Source organism: Nonomuraea sp. NPDC051941 (assembly GCF_044593615.1).
The window spans coordinates 1-17,591 of sequence record NZ_JBIUCF010000005.1 but is presented as its reverse complement, the minus strand read 5'-3'; the positions used below and the strand labels follow the sequence as shown (position 1 = coordinate 17,591).

Annotated in this window: 19 protein-coding genes; 9 read left to right on the top strand and 10 right to left on the bottom strand. The window is 72.2% G+C overall.

Annotation, left to right across the window (positions count from 1 at the left end):
• Positions 1–18 precede the first annotated feature (18 nt).
• The 4 genes from ACIHFD_RS11160 (at position 19) to ACIHFD_RS11145 (ending at position 6,576) form a co-directional block, all read left to right on the top strand.
• Positions 19–2,844: an FAD-binding and (Fe-S)-binding domain-containing protein gene (locus ACIHFD_RS11160; protein WP_397366665.1), complete on the top strand. Its 2,826-nt coding sequence runs from the start codon at positions 19–21 to the stop codon at positions 2,842–2,844.
• Between the two features lie 9 nt (positions 2,845–2,853).
• Positions 2,854–3,810: a LysR family transcriptional regulator gene (locus ACIHFD_RS11155; protein WP_397366664.1), complete on the top strand. Its 957-nt coding sequence runs from the start codon at positions 2,854–2,856 to the stop codon at positions 3,808–3,810.
• 65 nt (positions 3,811–3,875) lie between these two features.
• Positions 3,876–5,030, top strand: a complete 1,155-nt coding sequence (locus ACIHFD_RS11150) for an NAD(P)/FAD-dependent oxidoreductase (RefSeq protein WP_397366663.1) — start codon at positions 3,876–3,878, stop codon at positions 5,028–5,030.
• A 13-nt stretch (positions 5,031–5,043) separates the two neighbouring features.
• Positions 5,044–6,576 carry an aldehyde dehydrogenase family protein gene (locus ACIHFD_RS11145; RefSeq protein WP_397366662.1) on the top strand — a complete coding sequence of 511 codons (1,533 nt, stop codon included), beginning with the start codon at positions 5,044–5,046 and terminating at the stop codon, positions 6,574–6,576.
• A gap of 24 nt (positions 6,577–6,600) precedes the next feature.
• Here ACIHFD_RS11145 and ACIHFD_RS11140 read toward each other — a convergent pair whose 3' ends face one another.
• The 3 genes from ACIHFD_RS11140 to ACIHFD_RS11130 all read right to left on the bottom strand — a co-directional run bounded on the left by ACIHFD_RS11140 (position 6,601) and on the right by ACIHFD_RS11130 (position 8,315).
• Positions 6,601–6,867, bottom strand: a complete 267-nt coding sequence (locus ACIHFD_RS11140; protein ID WP_397366661.1) for a hypothetical protein — start codon at positions 6,865–6,867, stop codon at positions 6,601–6,603.
• 175 nt (positions 6,868–7,042) lie between these two features.
• Entirely contained in the window at positions 7,043–7,408 is a 366-nt protein-coding gene (locus ACIHFD_RS11135; RefSeq protein WP_350727630.1) for a darcynin family protein, read from the bottom strand.
• A complete protein-coding gene (locus ACIHFD_RS11130) occupies positions 7,398–8,315 on the bottom strand; it encodes an NAD(P)H-binding protein (RefSeq protein WP_397366660.1) in 918 nt (305 codons plus the stop codon). Before ACIHFD_RS11130 ends, ACIHFD_RS11135 begins: the two co-directional genes overlap by 11 nt.
• A gap of 115 nt (positions 8,316–8,430) precedes the next feature.
• Here ACIHFD_RS11130 and ACIHFD_RS11125 point away from each other — a divergent pair, with 115 nt between their 5' ends.
• From ACIHFD_RS11125 to ACIHFD_RS11115, 3 genes are all read left to right on the top strand, one after another.
• A complete protein-coding gene (locus ACIHFD_RS11125) occupies positions 8,431–9,369 on the top strand; it encodes a LysR family transcriptional regulator (RefSeq protein ID WP_397366659.1) in 939 nt (312 codons plus the stop codon).
• 203 nt (positions 9,370–9,572) lie between these two features.
• The gene (locus ACIHFD_RS11120) at positions 9,573–10,172 is read left to right on the top strand and encodes a TetR/AcrR family transcriptional regulator (protein ID WP_397366658.1); all 600 of its coding nucleotides are present in this window, start codon (positions 9,573–9,575) and stop codon (positions 10,170–10,172) included.
• Between the two features lie 23 nt (positions 10,173–10,195).
• A complete protein-coding gene (locus ACIHFD_RS11115; protein WP_350727626.1) occupies positions 10,196–10,699 on the top strand; it encodes a cupin domain-containing protein in 504 nt (167 codons plus the stop codon).
• A 3-nt stretch (positions 10,700–10,702) separates the two neighbouring features.
• Here ACIHFD_RS11115 and ACIHFD_RS11110 read toward each other — a convergent pair whose 3' ends face one another.
• Genes ACIHFD_RS11110 through ACIHFD_RS11100 form a run of 3 tightly spaced genes read right to left on the bottom strand, consistent with a single transcriptional unit; the run spans position 10,703 to position 13,693 of the window.
• Positions 10,703–11,491, bottom strand: a complete 789-nt coding sequence (locus tag ACIHFD_RS11110; protein WP_397366657.1) for an enoyl-CoA hydratase-related protein — start codon at positions 11,489–11,491, stop codon at positions 10,703–10,705.
• Between the two features lie 16 nt (positions 11,492–11,507).
• Positions 11,508–12,551 carry an acyl-CoA dehydrogenase family protein gene (locus ACIHFD_RS11105; RefSeq protein ID WP_397366656.1) on the bottom strand — a complete coding sequence of 348 codons (1,044 nt, stop codon included), beginning with the start codon at positions 12,549–12,551 and terminating at the stop codon, positions 11,508–11,510.
• A complete protein-coding gene (locus ACIHFD_RS11100) occupies positions 12,548–13,693 on the bottom strand; it encodes an acyl-CoA dehydrogenase family protein (protein WP_397366655.1) in 1,146 nt (381 codons plus the stop codon). The genes ACIHFD_RS11105 and ACIHFD_RS11100 overlap by 4 nt, the downstream gene beginning before the upstream one ends.
• Positions 13,694–13,823: 130 nt before the next feature.
• Between ACIHFD_RS11100 and ACIHFD_RS11095 the strand changes: the two genes are divergently transcribed.
• Positions 13,824–14,654 carry a trypsin-like serine protease gene (locus tag ACIHFD_RS11095; RefSeq protein WP_397366654.1) on the top strand — a complete coding sequence of 277 codons (831 nt, stop codon included), beginning with the start codon at positions 13,824–13,826 and terminating at the stop codon, positions 14,652–14,654.
• A gap of 204 nt (positions 14,655–14,858) precedes the next feature.
• Here ACIHFD_RS11095 and ACIHFD_RS11090 read toward each other — a convergent pair whose 3' ends face one another.
• Genes ACIHFD_RS11090 through ACIHFD_RS11075 form a run of 4 tightly spaced genes read right to left on the bottom strand, consistent with a single transcriptional unit; the run spans position 14,859 to position 16,967 of the window.
• Positions 14,859–15,596: a hypothetical protein gene (locus ACIHFD_RS11090; protein ID WP_397366969.1), complete on the bottom strand. Its 738-nt coding sequence runs from the start codon at positions 15,594–15,596 to the stop codon at positions 14,859–14,861.
• Positions 15,490–16,026 (bottom strand): zinc ribbon domain-containing protein, encoded by a 537-nt coding sequence (locus tag ACIHFD_RS11085; protein ID WP_397366962.1) that lies wholly within the window; start codon positions 16,024–16,026, stop codon positions 15,490–15,492. The genes ACIHFD_RS11090 and ACIHFD_RS11085 overlap by 107 nt, the downstream gene beginning before the upstream one ends.
• The gene (locus ACIHFD_RS11080; RefSeq protein WP_397366961.1) at positions 15,911–16,294 is read right to left on the bottom strand and encodes a transposase; all 384 of its coding nucleotides are present in this window, start codon (positions 16,292–16,294) and stop codon (positions 15,911–15,913) included. Before ACIHFD_RS11080 ends, ACIHFD_RS11085 begins: the two co-directional genes overlap by 116 nt.
• Positions 16,284–16,967: an RNA-guided endonuclease InsQ/TnpB family protein gene (locus ACIHFD_RS11075; RefSeq protein WP_397366653.1), complete on the bottom strand. Its 684-nt coding sequence runs from the start codon at positions 16,965–16,967 to the stop codon at positions 16,284–16,286. The genes ACIHFD_RS11080 and ACIHFD_RS11075 overlap by 11 nt, the downstream gene beginning before the upstream one ends.
• Before the next feature lie 28 nt (positions 16,968–16,995).
• Between ACIHFD_RS11075 and tnpA the strand changes: the two genes are divergently transcribed.
• Positions 16,996–17,412 (top strand): IS200/IS605 family transposase, encoded by a 417-nt coding sequence (gene tnpA, locus ACIHFD_RS11070; RefSeq protein ID WP_397366651.1) that lies wholly within the window; start codon positions 16,996–16,998, stop codon positions 17,410–17,412.
• Positions 17,413–17,591: the final 179 nt, after the last annotated feature.

Sequence of the window (17,591 nt, the reverse complement as noted above, 5' to 3'; positions counted from 1 at the left end):
GCATGTAGCATGCTACTTATGGACCGCGCAGCCGCTCTCGCGACCGACCTCCGCCGTCGCGGGGTCACCGACGTGCTGGACGACTCCACGTCGCGGGCGCTCCACTCCTCCGACGCCTCCCTCTACCGGGTGCCGCCGCTGCTGGTGGCCCGGCCCAGGTCCGCCGAGGACGTGGCGACGGCGATCGAGCTGTGCGCGCGCCACGAGATCCCCCTCACCGCGCGCGGCGGCGGCACGTCGGTCGCCGGGAACGCGATCGGCCCCGGCCTGGTGCTGGACTTCAGCCGCCACATGGACCAGGTGCTGCGGGTCGACGCCGAGGCCCGCACGGCGGTGGTGCAGCCGGGGGTGGTCCAGGCCGCCCTGCAGCGGGCGGCGGCCCCGTACGGGCTCAGGTTCGGACCCGACCCGTCCACCCACACCCGCTGCACGATCGGCGGCATGATCGGCAACAACGCCTGCGGCTCCAGGACGCTCGGCTACGGCCGCACGTCCGACAACATCGCCGGGCTCAAGGCCGTGGCCGGCGACGGGACCGCGCTCGACCTGCCCGCCCAGGCCGCGCTGGACCTGCCGGGCGCCTCCGACGCGCCGGGCCTGCGCGGCCAGGACATCCCGGCCGCGCTGCGGGATCTCGCGATGGCCAACCTCGCCACGATCAGGACCGAGTTCGGCCGGTTCGGGCGGCAGATGTCGGGATACGCGCTGGAGCACCTGCTGCCGGAGCGCGGTTTCGACGTGGCCCGCCTGCTGGTCGGCAGCGAGGGCACGCTGGCGGTGCTCACGGAGGCGACGGTGCGGCTGGTGACCGATCCGGCGCACCGCGCCCTGGTCGTGCTCGGCTACGCCGACATCGCCGCCGCCGGGGACGCCGCGCCGGGAGTGCTGGAGCACCGGCCGACGGCCTGCGAGGGCATCGACGCGCGCATCGTCGACGTGGTGCGCCTGCGGCGGGGCCCCGGCGCGGTGCCGCCGCTGCCGCGCGGCGCCGCCTGGCTGTTCGTCGAGGTCGCGGGCGACGACGCGGCCGAGGTGCGGGAGCGGGCCGCCCGGGTGGCGGCCGGCGGCGAGGACGCCCTGGTCGTCACCGATCCGGCCGAGGCCGCGGCGCTCTGGCGCATCCGCGAGGACGGCGCGGGCCTGTCGGGGCGCAGCCCCGCCGGGCGGCCGGCGCACGCGGGCTGGGAGGACGCCGCCGTGCCGCCCGAGATGCTGGGCCGCTACCTGCGCGACTTCGAGGCGCTGCTGGCCGGGCACGGCCTGACCGGCCTGCCGTACGGGCACTTCGGCGACGGCTGCCTGCACATCCGGCTCGACGTGCCGCTGGACCGGCCGGGCGGGCGCGAGGAGTTCAGGGCCTTCCTGGTGGCCGCGGCCACGCTGGTAGCCGGCTACGGCGGCTCGCTGTCCGGCGAGCACGGCGACGGCCGGGCCAGGAGCGAGCTGCTGCCGCTCATGTACTCGCGGGCGGCGATCGACCTGTTCGCCGGGGTCAAGGCGATCTTCGACCCGGGCGACGTGCTCAACCCCGGCGTGCTCGTACGGCCTCGCCCCCTCGACGCCGACCTGCGTGTCCCGGCCGCCCGCCCGGTGCGCGAGGGCCTGGCCCTGGCCTACCGCCACGATGGCGGCGACTTCGGCCAGGCCGTGCACCGCTGCACGGGTGTGGGCAAGTGCCGGGCCGACAACACCGCGGCCGGCGGGGTGATGTGCCCCTCCTACCTGGCCACCAGGGAGGAGAAGGACTCCACCCGGGGCCGCGCCCGCGTCCTCCAGGAGATGATCAACGGCTCCGGCGTCACCGGCGGCTGGCGCTCTCCCGAGGTCCACGAGGCCCTCGACCTCTGCCTGTCCTGCAAGGGCTGCGCCTCGGACTGCCCGACGGGGATCGACATGGCCGCGTACAAGTCCGAGGTGCTCCACCAGACCTACAAGGGGCGCGTCCGGCCGCTCACGCACTACTCCCTGGGGCGGCTGCCGCGCTGGGCGCGGCTGGCGAGCAGGATGCCGCGGGCGGTGAACGCGCTCATGCGGGTGCCGGGGCTGCCGGCGCTGGCCGGGGTGGACCGGCGGCGCGGGCTCCCGGAGTTCGCGCGGGAGACGTTCCGGGCCTGGTTCGAGCGGCGGCGGCCGGTGGAGGGCAGGCCGGTGATGCTGTTCGTCGACACCTTCACCGACCATTTCGCGCCGGAGATCGGCCGCGCGACCGTGAAGGTGCTGGAGGCCGCCGGCTACCGCCCGCGGGTCAGCGAGCGCCGCCAGTGCTGCGCGCTCACGTGGATCTCCACCGGGCAGCTGGACGCGGCCCGGGCCATCCTCGGCCGCACGGTCGCCGAGCTGGCCGAGGCCGCCGGGCAGGGCGTGCCGATCGTGGGGATGGAGCCGTCGTGCACGGCCGTGCTGCGCTCGGACGCGCTGGAGCTGCTGGACGAGGCGGTGGCGGGGCCGGTGGCGCGCATGACCCGCACGCTGGCCGAGCTGCTGTCCGGCACGCCCGGCTGGCGGCCGCCCGCGCTTGACGGGGTGACGGTGGTGGCCCAGCCGCACTGCCACCACCACGCGGTCATGGGCTGGGAGCAGGACCTGCGGCTGCTGCGGGAGGCGGGCGCGCGGGTGACCCGGCTGGGCGGGTGCTGCGGGCTGGCGGGCAACTTCGGCGTCGAGAAGGGGCATTACGACGTGTCCGTGGCGGTGGCCGAGCACCAGTTGCTCCCGGCGATCCGGGAGGCCGGGCCGGGGACGGCCGTGCTCGCCGACGGGTTCTCCTGCCGCACGCAGATCGCCGATCTGTCGGCCCGGCGGGGCACCCACCTGGCCCAGCTCCTCGCCGACCGGCTGCCGTAAGGTCTGCTTATGCTCAACCCGCTCCACCTGCGGACGCTGACCGCCGTGCTGAACGCGGGCTCGTTCGCCGCCGCGGCCAGGCGGCTCGGCTACACGGGGTCCGCGGTCTCGCAGCAGATCGCGGCGCTGGAGCGGGCGGTCAGGATGCCGCTGTTCGAGCGCGGGGCCCAGACGATCACGCCCACGCCGGCCGCCCGGTATCTGGTGCTGCGGGCGTACGAGGTGCTGGCCGCGCTGGACGCGCTGGAGGACGACGTCCGCGGCATGTCCGAGGGCACGATCGGCCGGCTCAGGCTGGGCAGCTTCCCCACCGCGAGCCAGCGGCTGCTGCCGATCGCCCTGGCCGCGTACGCGCAGACGCACCCGGCGGTGGAGACCCTGCTCGACGAGGGGGAGCCCGACGAGCTGATCCCGCTGGTCCGGGCGGGTGAGCTCGACCTGGCCCTGGTCTACCGCTACGACCTGGTGCCCCGCGCCTGGCCGCGCGACCTGCGGGAGATCCCGCTGCTGGCGGAGGAGCTGCTGCTCCTGCTGCCCGCGGGGCACTCGCTGGCCGCAGCCGGGGCGGTCGCGCTCGACGACCTCAAGCACGAGACGTGGGTGTCCACCCGGGAGGGCACCTCCGGGGCCTCCTGCCTGCGTCGGCTGTGCGCGCGGGCGGGCTACGAACCGCAGGTCGACTACCGCAGCAACGACTACGGCGTCATCCACGGGTTCGTACGCTCCGGCCTGGGGGTGGCGCTCGTCCCGGCGCTGGCGCACCTGCCCGGCGAGGGCGTGGTCGCGACCGGGCTCGACGGCGTCGAGGCCCGCCGGCGCATCGCCGCCGTGCACCGGACCGCCGCTGCCAACCCGGCGGTGACCGGCGCCGTGTGCTCCCTGCGGCTGGCCGCGGCCCGGCTGGAGGACGACCTCCCCCAGAGCATAAGAACTTCTTACGCCTCACCCACAGATGCCGAGGCTTGACCGCTTCCTCCGGCTCTGTCCGATCCCCGATCCTGAATGCGGTACGTGAGGAAGGAAGCCGATCAATGGGACGTGACCTGCCCGCGCGGGCCTCGGTGGTCATCATCGGAGGCGGCGCCATGGGCGTCAGCTCGGCGTACGCGCTGGCCGCGGCCGGCGTGAGCGACGTGGTCCTCATCGACAAGGGGTCGCTGGGCTCCGGCTCGACCTCCAAGGCGGCCGGCGGCGTGCGCGCGCAGTTCTCCGACCGGGTCAACATCGAGCTCGCCGTACGCAGCCTGGAGACGTTCGAGACCTTCGCCGAGCGCTTCGGGCAGGAGATCGACCTGCACAAGCCCGGCTACCTGTTCCTGCTCGACTCCCCCGAGTCGGTCGCGGAGTTCGAGAAGAACGTGGCGATCCAGAACGACCTCGGCGTCCCCAGCCGGATGATCCCGGTCGGGGAGGCCAAGGAACTGTCGCCGCTGATCGACACCGACGGGCTGCTGGCCGCCGCCTACTCCCCCACCGACGGCCACTGCACGCCCGAGTCCGTGGTGCTCGGCTACGCGGGCGCGGCCCGGCGGCTGGGCGCGCGGCTGCTGCCGAACTGCGCCGCGACCGGCATCGAGGTCGTGGACGGCCGTATCGTCGCCGTCCGGACCGAAGGCGGCCGCGTCGAGACCGACACGGTGATCTGCGCGGCCGGCGCCTGGTCGCGGCCGGTCGGCGAGTGGGCGGGGGTCGACCTGCCGGTGGCCCCGCTGCGCCGCCAGATCCTGGTCACCGAGCCGGTCGCGGACCTGCCGCCGATGGCGTTCACCATCGACTTCGGCACCACGTTCTACTTCCACCGCGAGGGCCCCGGGCTGCTCCTCGGCATGTCCGACCCGGACGAGACGCCGGGGTTCAAGCTCGACCGCTCCGACGCCTGGCTGCCCAGGCTCGGCGAGGCCATGGCCCGCCGCGCCCCGGCGCTGATGGAGACCGGCATCGCCACCGGCTGGGCCGGGCTGTACGAGGTGACGCCGGACCACAACGCGCTCATCGGCACCGCCCGCGGCGTCGACCGGTTCATCTACGCCACCGGTTTCTCCGGCCATGGCTTCCTGATGAGCCCGGCCGTCGGCGAGGTGGTCCGCGACCTCTACCTGGGCCGGACGCCGTTCGTGGACGTCACCGGCTTCGACGCGGGCCGTTTCGCCCTGTCCGGGGCCAGGCCCGAGATCAACATCGTCTGACAAGGAGATCCTGATGGTGACCACGCTGCCCGGCGCCGACGAGCTGGCCGCGACGGCGCGAGAGACCGCCAAGCGCTGCGGTGTGGACGTGGACGCGCTCGGCGGCGGCGTCACGACCACCTCACCGATCAACGGCGGGCCGCTGTCCGCCGTGGACTGGGTGGACCCCGGCGCCGTCGACACCGCCGTGGAGCGGGCCAGGCAGGCGTTCCTGGCCTGGCGGACCGTGCCCGCGCCGGCCCGGGGCGCGCTGGTCAAGCGGCTCGGCGAGCTGCTGTCCGCGCACAAGGCGGACCTCGCCACGCTGATCAGCCTGGAGGTCGGGAAGATCACCTCCGAGGCGCTCGGCGAGGTCCAGGAGATGATCGACATCTGCGACTACGCGGTGGGCCTGTCCCGCCAGCTGTACGGGCGCACGATCAGCTCCGAGCGGCCCGGCCACCGGCTCATGGAGACCTGGCACCCTCTGGGCGTCGTCGGCGTGATCAGCGCGTTCAACTTCCCGGCGGCCGTCTGGTCGTGGAACACGGCCATCGCCCTGGTGTGCGGCGACCCGGTCGTCTGGAAGCCGTCGGAGCTGGCGCCGCTGACCGCCCTGGCCTGCGCGGCCCTGCTCGACCGGGCCGCCGCCGAGCACGGCGCGCCCGCGTACCTGAGCCAGGTCCTCGTCGGCGGCCCCGAGGTCGGCGAGGCGCTCGTGGACCACCCCGGGGTCGCCCTGGTCAGCGCCACCGGCTCGACCCGCATGGGCCGCGCCGTGGGGCCGCGGGTCGCCGCCAGGTTCGGGCGGTCGCTGCTGGAGCTCGGCGGCAACAACGCGGCCGTGGTGTGCCCGTCCGCGGACCTGGGCCTGGCCACGCGCGGCATCGTGTTCTCGGCCGCCGGGACGGCGGGCCAGCGGTGCACGACCATGCGCCGCGTCATCGCCCACGCCGACATCGCCGACGCGCTGGCCGAGCGGCTCACCGACGCCTACGCGCGGCTGCCGATCGGCAACCCGATGGCGCCCGGCACCCTGGTCGGACCGCTCATCAACGGCCGCGCGCACGCCGCCATGCGCGCCGCGCTGGAGGCCGCCGTGGAGCAGGGCGGCACGCTGGTGGCCGGCGGCGGGCGCCGGCTCGCCGACCAGGCGCCGGACGCCTTCTACGCCGAGCCGGCGCTGGTCCGGATCGGGGAGCAGACCCCGATCGTGACCCAGGAGACGTTCGCGCCGATCCTCTACGTCATGCCGTACGAGACCCTGGAGCAGGCCATCGCGCTCAACAACGCGGTCCCCCAGGGCCTGTCGTCCAGCATCTTCACCCGCGACCAGGCCGAGGCCGAACTGTTCGTCTCGGCCGAGGGCTCCGACTGCGGGATCGTCAACGTGAACATCGGCACCTCCGGGGCCGAGATCGGCGGCGCGTTCGGCGGCGAGAAGGAGACCGGCGGCGGGCGCGAGTCCGGCTCGGACGCCTGGCGCGGCTACATGCGCCGGGCGACGAACACGATCAACTACTCCGGCGAGCTGCCGCTGGCCCAGGGGGTCGAGTTCACCATCTGACCAACCCGGCGGCACCGCCGCGTTTCAGTCGTCGTCGGAGAAGATCAGTTCATCGATCGTCGCCACGAGTTCGGTGGGAGGCGGCTTGATGTGGATCGCGTCGCCCCAGCCGGAGAACCGCACATCGGCGGTCTGGAGACTGCGGTCCTTGACGTTCCAGAGGGAGTCGGCCTCGTCATACCGCGTCTGGCACCTGCATACGAGCTGATCCGAGCCGAGCCACAGCCGCCATTTCACGGGCAGCTTGGCATAGCTCGCGTACTGTCCTGTGGGCTTCTTGAGGTCGTCCACCCACAGGCTCGGATTCAGCTTGTACAGCTCACCGATGGTGGTGCGGGCGTCCGGAACGGAGGCTGTGGGAGATCTTCGCGAATCAAGATCTCAACGCCGTCACGGATGCGTTCCGGCGGAGCCCGGCCGGTGCTTGCGCAGGGTGGTGGCGGCACCGGCCGGTCAGGGAGGAGCGTCAGGTGGCGAGGGTGGCCACCGGCTCCAGGTCGTAGGTGCGGGCGTAGCCGTTCTCGGTGCCGACGAGCAGGTCCACAATGTCGAAGTAGCGGTCCCAGAAGGGGGTTTCGCGCAGCGCGTCGATCAGCAGCCGGTAGGCGTCGTGGTCGTCCGCCTCCCAGACCCAGATGTCGGTGACCCGCGCCGAGTAGAACTCCGTGTCATAGAAGCGGGAGCGGACGCCGCGGGTGCGGGCCTCGATCACCGGGACGACCTGGGTGGTGAAGGCCTGGACGCGTTCGGCCACGGTCATCGCGAGCCACTCGGGCGTTGTCTTGACCAGCATGAACGCGGTGACCGGCGGCTCGGTTCGGTCAGTGGGCATCGACTGCCTCCGGTGTGGCGAGGACGGCGGGCTTGAGAGTCTGCGCGCACCACTGCGCGAATCCGGTGGCCGGGCCCGCCTGCGGCGAGCGGTCGACGCCCGAGTCCAGGCCCTGGTCCTTGGCGCGCTTCATGTCGACCATGCCCTCGACGAACGCCTCGTTGAGGCCGTAGCCGAGCAGGGTGGACCGCAGCTCGTCGAGCGGCTGGCGCTGGTAGCGGACCGGACGGCCCAGCTCCTCGGTCATGATGCGGGCCAGGTCGTCGGGCGACAGGTCCTGCGGGCCGAGCACCGGAACGCTGCCGACGCCGGTCCAGGAGCGGTCCAGCAGCAGCCCGGCCGCCGTCGCGGCGATGTCGGCGACGGCCACCAGCGGGGCCGGACGGTCCGCGGCGACGGTGTCGGTGAAGACGCCGTGCTCGCGGATCGAGTCGGCCTCCTCCAGCAGGTTCTCGAAGAAGGACGGGCTGGCCAGGGCGCGGTAGGCGACGCCGGAGCCGGCGATCAGGTCGTCCATGGCCAGGGAGGCGGTGACCAGCCCGGCCTGGGCCGCCTGCGGCGTGCCGCGGCCGAGCGCCGAGACGCCGACGACATGGCCGACTCCGTGGGCGGCGAACGCCCGCGCGGCCGGGCGGGTGAAGCCGCTGTACGCCTCGTCGGGCGTGGCCGAGGCGTCCGGCGGCACCAGCCAGAAGACGGCGTCGGCCCCGGTGAAGGCGCGCTCGACGGTCGCGGCGTCGCCGTGCGAGCCGGTGACCACCTCGACCCGTCCGCGCACGGCCTCGGGGAGCCGGGCAGGATCGCGGACCACGACGCGCAACTCCTCTCCGCGTGCGGGCGCGGCCTCGACCAGCAGCGACAGCAGCCGCCGGCCGATGTTCCCGGTGGGGGCGGTAATGACGATCATGAAAACCTCGCGGTCTATGTCGGATCGGTACAACCCCTTGATCGTGCAGACCCCGACCGCATTGCCACAATGGGAACTTCAGCATCCAACCATTGCCTGAAACGGAATAATGCCGGTGAGCAGCCCAGACCCGAACCTCGACGCCAACCTCGCCGTCGCCCTTGACGCCCTGCTGACCGAGCAGAGCGTCACCCGTGCCGCCGCGCGGCTGCACACCTCCCCCGCGGCGATGAGCCGGACCCTGGCCCGGCTGCGCCGGGTGCTCCAGGACCCGCTGCTGGTGCGGGCAGGACAGGCGATGGTGCCGACACCCCGCGCCGAGGCGCTGCGGGACGAGGCCGCCGCGGTGGTGCGCCGGCTGGAGGCATTGCTCACCCCGAGCGGCGGGATCGATCCCGCCACATTGCGGCGCACCTTCACCGTCCAGGCCTCGGACCTGGTCGGCGCGGCGCTGGCGCCGGGTCTGCTCGGGCTGGCCCGGCGCCGGGCGCCGGGCGTCTCGCTGCGGGTGCTGGCCGAGGAGTGGGAGGCGGGCCCCGCGCTGCGCGAGGGCCGGATCGATCTGGAGATCGGGGCCATCGACCACGTCGACCCGGAGACCCGGGTCGAAGAGCTGGTCACGCTGCGGATGGCGGCCGGCGTCAGGGCCGGGCACCCGCTCGCCGAAGGAACCCTGACGCCCGCCAGGCTGGCCGCGGCCGAGCACGTCACGGTCAGCCGCCGGGGACGCTTCACCGGCCCGCTGGACGCGGCCTTGGCCGAGCAAGGGCTCAGCCGGCGGGTCAGCGCCGTCCTGCCCGGACATCTGGCGGCGATGGCGCTGGCCGCAGCCGGCGACGTGGTCTGCCTGGTGCCGACCGCACTGCCGGGTGAGCCCCCTTCACCACTCAGCGACGCGGCGCACGCGCTGGGACTACGCCTGCTGGAAATCCCGCTGCCGCTGCCACCATTGACGATCGGCTTGGCCTGGCACCCGCGCCACACCGCCGACGGGGCCCACCAGTGGCTGCGTGGCGCCGTGCGCCGGGTACTCCGTCCGGCCCGGGAGGAATAGCCCACGGCCCGGGTCCGCGTATACCAGGGTTCGGGCAGCCGGCGCCGGATCGGCCAGGTCCTCCGGCTCGACTTTCCTCCACAAGGTCATCGGACGGTGGCGACAGGCGGCTTGAGGGCATATACGAAACTGCTGTTGCGTAAATCAGCGGTCCCGGTGTATCTTGAATTTCGCTACTCAAGTAGCGAAATGGAGGGATCCACATGAGGCCACGGGGGCGACCGCGTGACACCGAGGTCGACGAACGCGTCCTGCAGGCGGCCACCGAGCTGCTGCTGCGGCGCGGGTACGGCGGCCTGACCACCGACGAGGTGGCCGAGCGGGCCGGCATCGCCAAGACCACGCTGTACCGCCGCTGGCCCACCAAGGACCACCTCGCCCTGGCCGTCGTGGCCAGGCTGCAGGACCACGACGAGATCACCGACACCGGCGACATCCGGCGCGACCTCACCGACTACATGGAGAAGGTCGCCGCCGGGCTCAACCGGATGCGGGTCGCGGGCCTGCCGCCCGGCCAGGAGAGCCGCTCGGCGGGGACGGTGGCCGAGCTGGTCGCCGCCGCCGCGCGCCACGACGACGTCGGCGAGCTGGAGCGGGACGTCTACGCCCGCCGCAACGCGCTGGCCTGCCGCCTCATCGAACGCGCCCGCGACGAGGGCCGGCTCCGCCCCGACGTCGACCCCATGACGCTGCTGGAGCAGCTCGCCGGAGCCCTGTACTACCGCGTCCTGATCACCGGCGACCCGGTGGATCGCGCCTACGCCGCACGCCTGGTCGCCGCCGCCCTCGACGGCGCCCTGTAACTCCCCAGGAAGGACTTCTCACCATGTCGCTCATCACGCCCGAGACCGCAGTCGTACGCGCGGCCGACGCCGAGATCATCGGCGGCGGCGACGCCCCGGCCACCGGCCGGCTCCTGCTCGACTCCAGCGCCACCGGAGGCGCCCTGAGCAGCCTCCGCATGACCCTCACCCCCGGCGCCGACGGCGCGGTGCCCCACCTGCACACCTCCTCCAGCGAGCTGTTCTACGTCCTCGGCGGCGCCGCCCAGGTGCTGGCGGGCGACGAGGTGCTCACCCTGGAGGAGGGTGACATGGCCGTGGTACCCCCGAACGTCGCCCACGCCTTCGCCGCCGCCCCCGGCTCCGAGGCCGACCTGCTGATCGTCATCACGCCGGGAGTGGAGCGCTTCGAGTACTTCCGCCTGCTGGCCCGCCTGCGCACCGGCGAGGCCACCCTCGAGGAGCTGCTCGATTCGCAGGAGCTGTACGACAACCACTTCCTCGACAGCCCGCGGTGGAAGGAGGCCCGCTCGCTCGGGCAGGGCTGACGATCAGGACTCCACGGGCGGCTTGGGCGGCTTCCGGTCCCACCCCTGGCTGCCCTTACGGCCCAGCGACCACATCTGCATCCCGCGTTCGATCTCCAGCGCCGACGGCCAGGACACCGCGGGCGGGCCGAGTTCGAGGGTGGCGCTCTGCTTGATCCGCCGGGCCAGCTGGGGGTCGGCGGCGGCCATGGCCACGAGCCGGGTGGCGGTGTCCAGCATGGCGTGCGGCTCGGCCACGTCCCAGGCCAGGCCGCGGCGTACGGCCTCGGCTCCGGACAGCGCCGCGCCCAGAGCCCCGAGCGCGATGGCGTGCTGATACCCGGCCGCGCGGCCGAGCAGGGCCAGGTGACCGCCGCCCGGATGGATGCCGCGCGCCACGAACCCGCTGTCGAGCACCGCGTCCTGGCTGACCAGCATCAGGTCGGTGGCCAGGGCGAGGTTGAGCCCGGCGCCGACCGCGCCGCCGGTCACCAGGGACACGCTGGGCACCGGGAGCCGCCCGACCTGCACGAACGCCGCGTACACGGCCGAGGTCCGCGCGACCGACTCGGGCGCGGCGGGATCGGCGGAGGAGGCGGCCAGGTCGCGGGTGTCGGCGCCGCTGCAGAAGTAGGCGCCCGCGCCGTCGACGAGGACGGCGCCGATGGTGTCGTCACCGTGGACGCGGGCGCAGAAGTCCTCGATGAGGGCGGCCATCTCCAGCGTGATGGCGTTCTTGCGCCGGGGGTTGTTCAGGGTGAGCCTGGCGATCCCGTCGCCGACGGTGGTGATGGCGGGCGGTTCGGCGGTCATGGTGCTGCTCCTGTCGTCAAAGGGGCCTCGACCCCGGCTCGCCGGTGACGAGCTCCCACACGTCGCCCGATCCTCTCGCCAGGTCGGCGCATCTGCGCTGCCAGTGGAGCTCGTTGCCGTGTTCCTCGCGCCACGCCCACAGCCTCCTGGTGCAGGCGCCGAGCCGGTGCTCCATCGTGAACCCGATCGCGCCGTGCAGCTGGTGGCCCGCGGCGGCCACCGACCGGGCCAGCGCGGACGCCTCGGCCTTGGCCGAGGCCACGGCGAGCTCCCGGTCCTCGGCGCCGTCCCGCAGCGCCGCGACCGCCGCGTCCGCCGCCACCTCGACGGTGACCACGTCCGCCGCCAGCCGCGCGAGCCGGTGCTGGACCGCCTGGAACCGGGCCAGCGGCTTGCCGAACTGCACCCGGTCGGTGACATGCCGCGTGGTGAGCGTCAGTACGGCGCGGGCGGCGCCGGCCAGCTGCAGCGCCCGCGCCGCGGCCCCGTGCAGCTCCAGCTCGTGGCGCCACGGGCCGGGCGGCAGGGGTGTGACCGCAGCCTCGGCGCCGTCGAGCACGGCGCTGTCGCGCTCCTCCCCCGCCAGGTTCTCGCCAGGGGAAAGCCCGGCAGGGGCGGGCAGCACGGCGGTGGCCGGCCCGTCCGGGGTGCCGACCAGGGCCACCAGGTGATCGGCGGATCTCAGCCACGGTACGCGGACCAGCGGGCCGGTGACCCGCCACCGGCCGTGGGGGCCCGGCTCCGCCACCAGATCGCCGGTGTACGCGGTCACCGTCCCGGGCGGCAGGGCGGCTCCCGACGCGGCGAGCAGCGGGCCGGCGACGAACAGGGCTTCGGCCAGGGGCAGCGCCGCCCCACCCGTGGACGCCGCCGCGCCGGCTTCGCGGACCACCACGGCGGCGTCCGTGAGCGTGCCGCCGCTCCCGCCCTGGGGCTCGGGAACCGTGAGCGAGGTGAAACCCAGCTCCTCCAGCCGGGCCCAGAGCGCCGGGCCTGGCAGCTCCGCGTCCAGCAGGCCCCGCACCGCATCGGCCAGGTCGCGGAGATGGTCGGCGGTCATGAGGACAGATCCTTCGCCACGATCGAGCGCAGGATCTCGTTGGCGCCGCCGCGCAGGGTGAAGGCCGGGACATGCAGGACGGCCTTGGCCAGCATGGCCGCGAGCCCCCGGCCGCCCGGCTCCGGGCGGACGTGTCGCCGCACGGCGTCCACGACGTCACCCTCGAACTCCGTGCCCAGGTCCTTGACCAGGGCCGCCGCCACGGCCGGGCTCTCTCCCGCGGCCAGCCGCGCGGCGACCGACAGGGACAGCCGGCGCAGCGCCACCAGCCGGGAGACCAGCCGGCCCAGCTCGGCGTGCGCGACCGGGTCGTCTCCGAGGTTCTCGGGCCGGGCCCACTCCCGCAGCAGCGGCAGCGTGCTGAGGATGCGTTCGGGGCCGGAACGTTCGTTGCCCAGCTCCGCGGTGACCTGGCGCCAGCCGTCCCCCCGGCGGCCCAGCAGGCCACCCGCCGGGATCACCGCGTCGTCGAAGACCACCTCGTTGAAGTGGTGCGCCCCGTCGATGGTGATGATCGGCCGGATCGAGACCGCCGGGTGGGGCAGGTCCACGATGAACTGGGAGAGCCCGGCGTGCCGGTCGCCGGCGTCGTCGGTGCGCGCCAGGACGACCACCGCCGTGGCGATGTGCGCGACGCTGGTCCACACCTTGGTGCCCGTCAGCCGCCAGCCGTCCTCGACCTCTGCGGCCCGGGTCCGGACCGAGGCCAGGTCCGAACCCGAATCGGGCTCGGACATGCCGATCGCGAAGAAACCTTGGGCGCGGGCGATTTGCGGGAGATACTTGTGTTTCTGTTGTTCTGTGCCGTTACGCAGGATGCTGGGTGCGATCTGCCGGTCGGCTATCCAATGGGCCGCCACCGGCGCCCCGGCGGCCAGCAGCTCCTCGGTCACCACATAGCGCTCCAGCGCGGTCCGCCCGCGCCCGCCGTACGCCGCGGGGATCGTCATCCCCACCCACCCGCGCCCGGCCAGGCGGCCGCTGAAGGCCGGATCGACGCCCGACATCCAGGCGTCGGCCTCGGGGGCGAAGCCCCCGGAGGCGATCTCGTCCTCGAGGAACCGCCTGACCCGCACCCGGAGCTCCCGTAACCCCTCCGGCAGCCCGGCGACCGCGCCGAGCGCCAGGGCCTGAGCATTCACGAGGGGATCTTATATACGCAATGCTTCCCACTCCGGGAAATGCGCGGCCAAACCGGCCGCCCCCAGGAAAACAAGTAGATCTTTTGCTCATATGTACCATTCGCCACCCCCCGACATCTAAACTTCGGGAATGCGTTATGTCCCTTTTGTCCTGGTTGCCGCTGCGACGCTGGCATACACCGCGACTCCGGCAGCGGCCATCACCAACGGTTTCACCGACGGTGACGCTCACCCGGAAGTAGGGGCTCTCATCTCCGATGAGGCGAATCCCGACGGCACGTGGTCGTACTGCACCGGAACGCTCATCTCGCCGACCGTCTTCCTCACCGCCGCCCACTGCGGTGAGCCGAAACAGAAGACGGCCACCGTCTCCTTCACGGGCCACTACAAGCGCGGGGGCCAGGTCTACACCGGCCGTTACATCCCGGACCCCCGCTTCTCGAAGAAGTCCGACCTCCATGACATGGCCGTCGTCGTGTTCAACAAGCCCGTCCCGAACATCACGCCCGCCCAGCTGCCGGCCGCGGGCCTGCTCGACCTCCTCAAGGCCCAGAACAAGCTGGAGTCCGCACGCTTCACCCCCGTCGGGTACGGCTCGCTCAAGCCCACCAAGAACAAGCCGCGCGGCCAGAGCTTCCACTACACCGACACGCGCCACCAGGCGACCATCTCGTACAAGAGCATGACCCCGAGATGGCTCAACCTCTCGCTGTCCACCAAGGGCGACGGGAGCACCTGCTTCGGCGACTCGGGCGGCCCGAACTTCCTGGGCGGGCTCACCTCGCACCTCCTCATCGCCACGACGATCTCCGGCGCGGACGACGCCTGCAGGAAGACCAACTACGACTACCGACTGGACTCCGCCTCGGCGCGGCAGTTCCTCGGCAAGTACGTCACCCTTCCCGGAGATGCCTGGTCAGCGGCGATCGCGGCGCTTCCGGCCCGTCCGAGCGCGGGCTGAAGATGGGGCGGGGCATCGGGACCCGCTCCGCCGCCGGCGGCGGCGCCTGATCCACCAGCGCCTGGATCGCCGTCCTGCGCCTCTCGATGCCCGCTCCGTCGATGCTGATCCGCGGCCTGCTCCGGCCCTTGTCTTCCATCACGCACGGGAGCGTACTGAGACGGAGACCAAGAGCAGGTCACGAGCGCGCCCGGTTACTCCCCGTCAGTCGAACGTCTCGTGGACGGCGTCCGGGACGTCCTCGTCCAGCTCCACGCGAACCCGCTCGATCGTGCCGGTGAAGGGGAAACCGCGCGGATAGTCCCAGCTCACCGGCGACAGCGCGTCGCGTCCCAGCACCAGGCCCTGCCAGCCGATCAGGTAGCGGGCGGTCGTGAGCGGCTCCTTGCCGCCGTCGGGGCGGCCGTCCACGGCCAGGGCGGCCACACCCTGGCAGGGGCCGGTCCTGGTGAAGATCATCGACAGGACGTGGTCCCCCGGCGGCAGCGGGTACTCGCCGTGCACGCGGTAGTGGGTGCCCTGGTGGTTGTACTCGTAGTGGAGCCGGCCCTCTGCCACGTACAGGACGTGACCGCCGTTCACGTCACCCTGGGAGATCAGCACGCCTTCGTCGCCCTCGCGCAGCCGTACCTCGGCGTCGATGCGGTACGAGCGGTCGTAGATCAGCGGCGTGACCCCGCCCGGGATGCGGCTCATCTCCGGGTAGAGCACGAAACTCCGCCGCCTCCTGGGCGAGGCCGCGCTGTGGTATTTCGCGGCGCGTTCGGCGAAGTTGCGGTCGTCCAGGGGGAAGACGCCGTACCGGTCGGCCTCGGACCACCAGCGGCCGATCAGCTCATGGAGCACGTCGGGGCGCTCGGCCGCCAGGTCGTGGCACTCGGAGAAGCGTCGTCCAGGATCGTTCGGGGTCACGTCGATGACGTGGTGGAACTGCGTCCGCACACCGCCCTCGGGGACCTGCCCCGGCCAGGAGACGATGAGCGGGGCCCGGACGCGTGTTCTGCTTTTGACGCGCTCCCCGGTGTGAACGCCGTGGATTCAGCCTGTGCCGTGTGGTGTCACGCGGCACTTCTGTGGCTTCCTGTTTCATCGACCGTGCCCCGCGCTCGCCCCGAGGAGCGGGCGGAGGGGTCTTACCAGTCTCCGCAGGCGTTTTCCGTCTCCGTTTCCCGCCCATCTCAGGCACGGGTTTCCGTCCAGCGGCGACGATCCGGCGTCCCTCAGCCCGGATGTTGATCTCGGCGTTGACATCCCGGTCATGGGTGACCCCACACGGGCAGGTCCACTCCCGTACGGCCAGCGGCATCTGTTCGGCCAGCGCCCCGCAGGCCGAACAGAACTTGGAGGAGGGAAAGAACCTGCCGATCTTCACGAACGTCCGACCGTACAGCTTCGCCTTGTACTCCACCATGCCGATGAACGATGCCCAGCCCGCGTCGTGCACGCTCTTGGCCAGTACCAGTGCGCGCCAGCCCCTTGACCGCCAGATCCTCCACATAGATCGCTTGGTTTTCGCGGATCAGCACCGTGGACAACCAGTGGTGGAACTCGCGGCGCGCGTCGGTGACCTTGGCATGCCGGCGGGCGACCTTCACTCGGGCCTTGGCCCGGTTCTTGCTGCCTTTCTCCTTACGGGACAGGGCTTTTTGCGCCCGCTTGAGTTTCTTCTCCGCTCGGCGCAGGAAACCGCGGGCTGTCGATCTTCCGTCCGCCCGACAGCACCGCGAAGTGGGTCAGGCCCAGGTCGATCCCGGTCTCGGCCTCGGTCGCAGGCAAGGGGGTTTCGGCTGCTTCGACCACAAACGAGGCGAAATACCTCCCGGCGGCATCCTTCACCACGGTGACGGAAGAGGGCTGCGACGGCAGGCTCCGTGACCAGCGCACCGCCACATCGCCGATCTTCGGCAGCCGCAACTTGCCGGCTGCGGTGATGGCGAAACGGGCGTTGCGGGTGAAGCGGATCGCCTGCCGGTTGTCCCTACGGGACCGGAAACGCGGCGGCCCCAGCTTGGGCCCCTTGCGGGTCTGGGCCAAAGAAGCGAAGAAGTTCCGGAACGCCGCGCAGGCGTCGGCCAGCGCCTGCTGGAGCACCACCGCCGACGCCTCGCCCAGCCAGGAGCGTTCCGGCGTCTGCTTCGCCTGGGTGATCACCAGGCGGGACAGTTCGGCGTCGGTGATGAACGGCAAGCCCCGCTCATGGGCGTGGTTGCGCAGTGCGACCGCGTCGTTGAACACCACCCGGGCGCACCCGAACGCCCGCGCGAGCGCGATGCGCTGGCCCGGGGTCGGGTCGATCCGGAAGGAGTACCGCAACCGCCCACGATCATCCTACAGTTGGGTTATGGCCGACGACGGCGATATCAGGACAGGCAGACATTGCGTTTTCGTGCTGCATGCACATTTGGTCTTCGTAACGAAGTTCCGCCATCGCGTGTTCACCGGCGAGCACCTCACCCGACTACAAGAGATCATGAGATCCGTGTGCGCCGACTTCGAAACCGAACTGCGCGAGTTCAACGGCGAAGACAACCACGTCCACCTGCTGGTCAACTTCCCACCCAAGGTGGCCCTGTCCAAGTTGGTCAACAGCCTCAAAGGCGTGTCCTCGCGCCGGATGCGTCAGGAGTTCCCCGAACTGGCCCGCCACTACTACCGGGCGAACAAGCTGTGGTCAGGCTCTTACTTCGCCGGATCGGTGGGCGGCGATCCGATCAGTGTTCTGCGCCAGTACATCGAGCAGCAAAACCGGCCCGTCTGAGCTGGGTGAACGCCGTTTCTCCCGGCGGCGAAACGGCTGTTCCTGCCCCGCTACGCGGGCTGGTCGACTTCACCCCCGGCCTGAAGGACCCCGTTGGGGATCTCTCATTGCGGCCATTGTGTTCATTGAGCTATCAAATCGACACTGATGGTGAAAGTCGGCGGGTGGGCGAGGGAGGC

Excerpts from the sequence above, each read along its gene's own strand:
- ACIHFD_RS11130 (WP_397366660.1), bottom strand. The coding sequence starts at position 8,315 with ATGATCGTCATTACCGCCCCCACCGGGAACATCGGCCGGCGGCTGCTG.
- tnpA (WP_397366651.1), top strand. The coding sequence starts at position 16,996 with ATGGCCGACGACGGCGATATCAGGACAGGCAGACATTGCGTTTTCGTG.
- ACIHFD_RS11120 (WP_397366658.1), top strand. The coding sequence starts at position 9,573 with ATGAGGCCACGGGGGCGACCGCGTGACACCGAGGTCGACGAACGCGTC.
- ACIHFD_RS11110 (WP_397366657.1), bottom strand. The coding sequence starts at position 11,491 with ATGACCGCCGAACCGCCCGCCATCACCACCGTCGGCGACGGGATCGCC.
- ACIHFD_RS11145 (WP_397366662.1), top strand. The coding sequence starts at position 5,044 with ATGGTGACCACGCTGCCCGGCGCCGACGAGCTGGCCGCGACGGCGCGA.
- ACIHFD_RS11160 (WP_397366665.1), top strand. The coding sequence starts at position 19 with ATGGACCGCGCAGCCGCTCTCGCGACCGACCTCCGCCGTCGCGGGGTC.
- ACIHFD_RS11115 (WP_350727626.1), top strand. The coding sequence starts at position 10,196 with ATGTCGCTCATCACGCCCGAGACCGCAGTCGTACGCGCGGCCGACGCC.
- ACIHFD_RS11150 (WP_397366663.1), top strand. The coding sequence starts at position 3,876 with ATGGGACGTGACCTGCCCGCGCGGGCCTCGGTGGTCATCATCGGAGGC.
- ACIHFD_RS11105 (WP_397366656.1), bottom strand. The coding sequence starts at position 12,551 with ATGACCGCCGACCATCTCCGCGACCTGGCCGATGCGGTGCGGGGCCTG.
- ACIHFD_RS11155 (WP_397366664.1), top strand. The coding sequence starts at position 2,854 with ATGCTCAACCCGCTCCACCTGCGGACGCTGACCGCCGTGCTGAACGCG.
- ACIHFD_RS11095 (WP_397366654.1), top strand. The coding sequence starts at position 13,824 with ATGCGTTATGTCCCTTTTGTCCTGGTTGCCGCTGCGACGCTGGCATAC.
- ACIHFD_RS11135 (WP_350727630.1), bottom strand. The coding sequence starts at position 7,408 with ATGCCCACTGACCGAACCGAGCCGCCGGTCACCGCGTTCATGCTGGTC.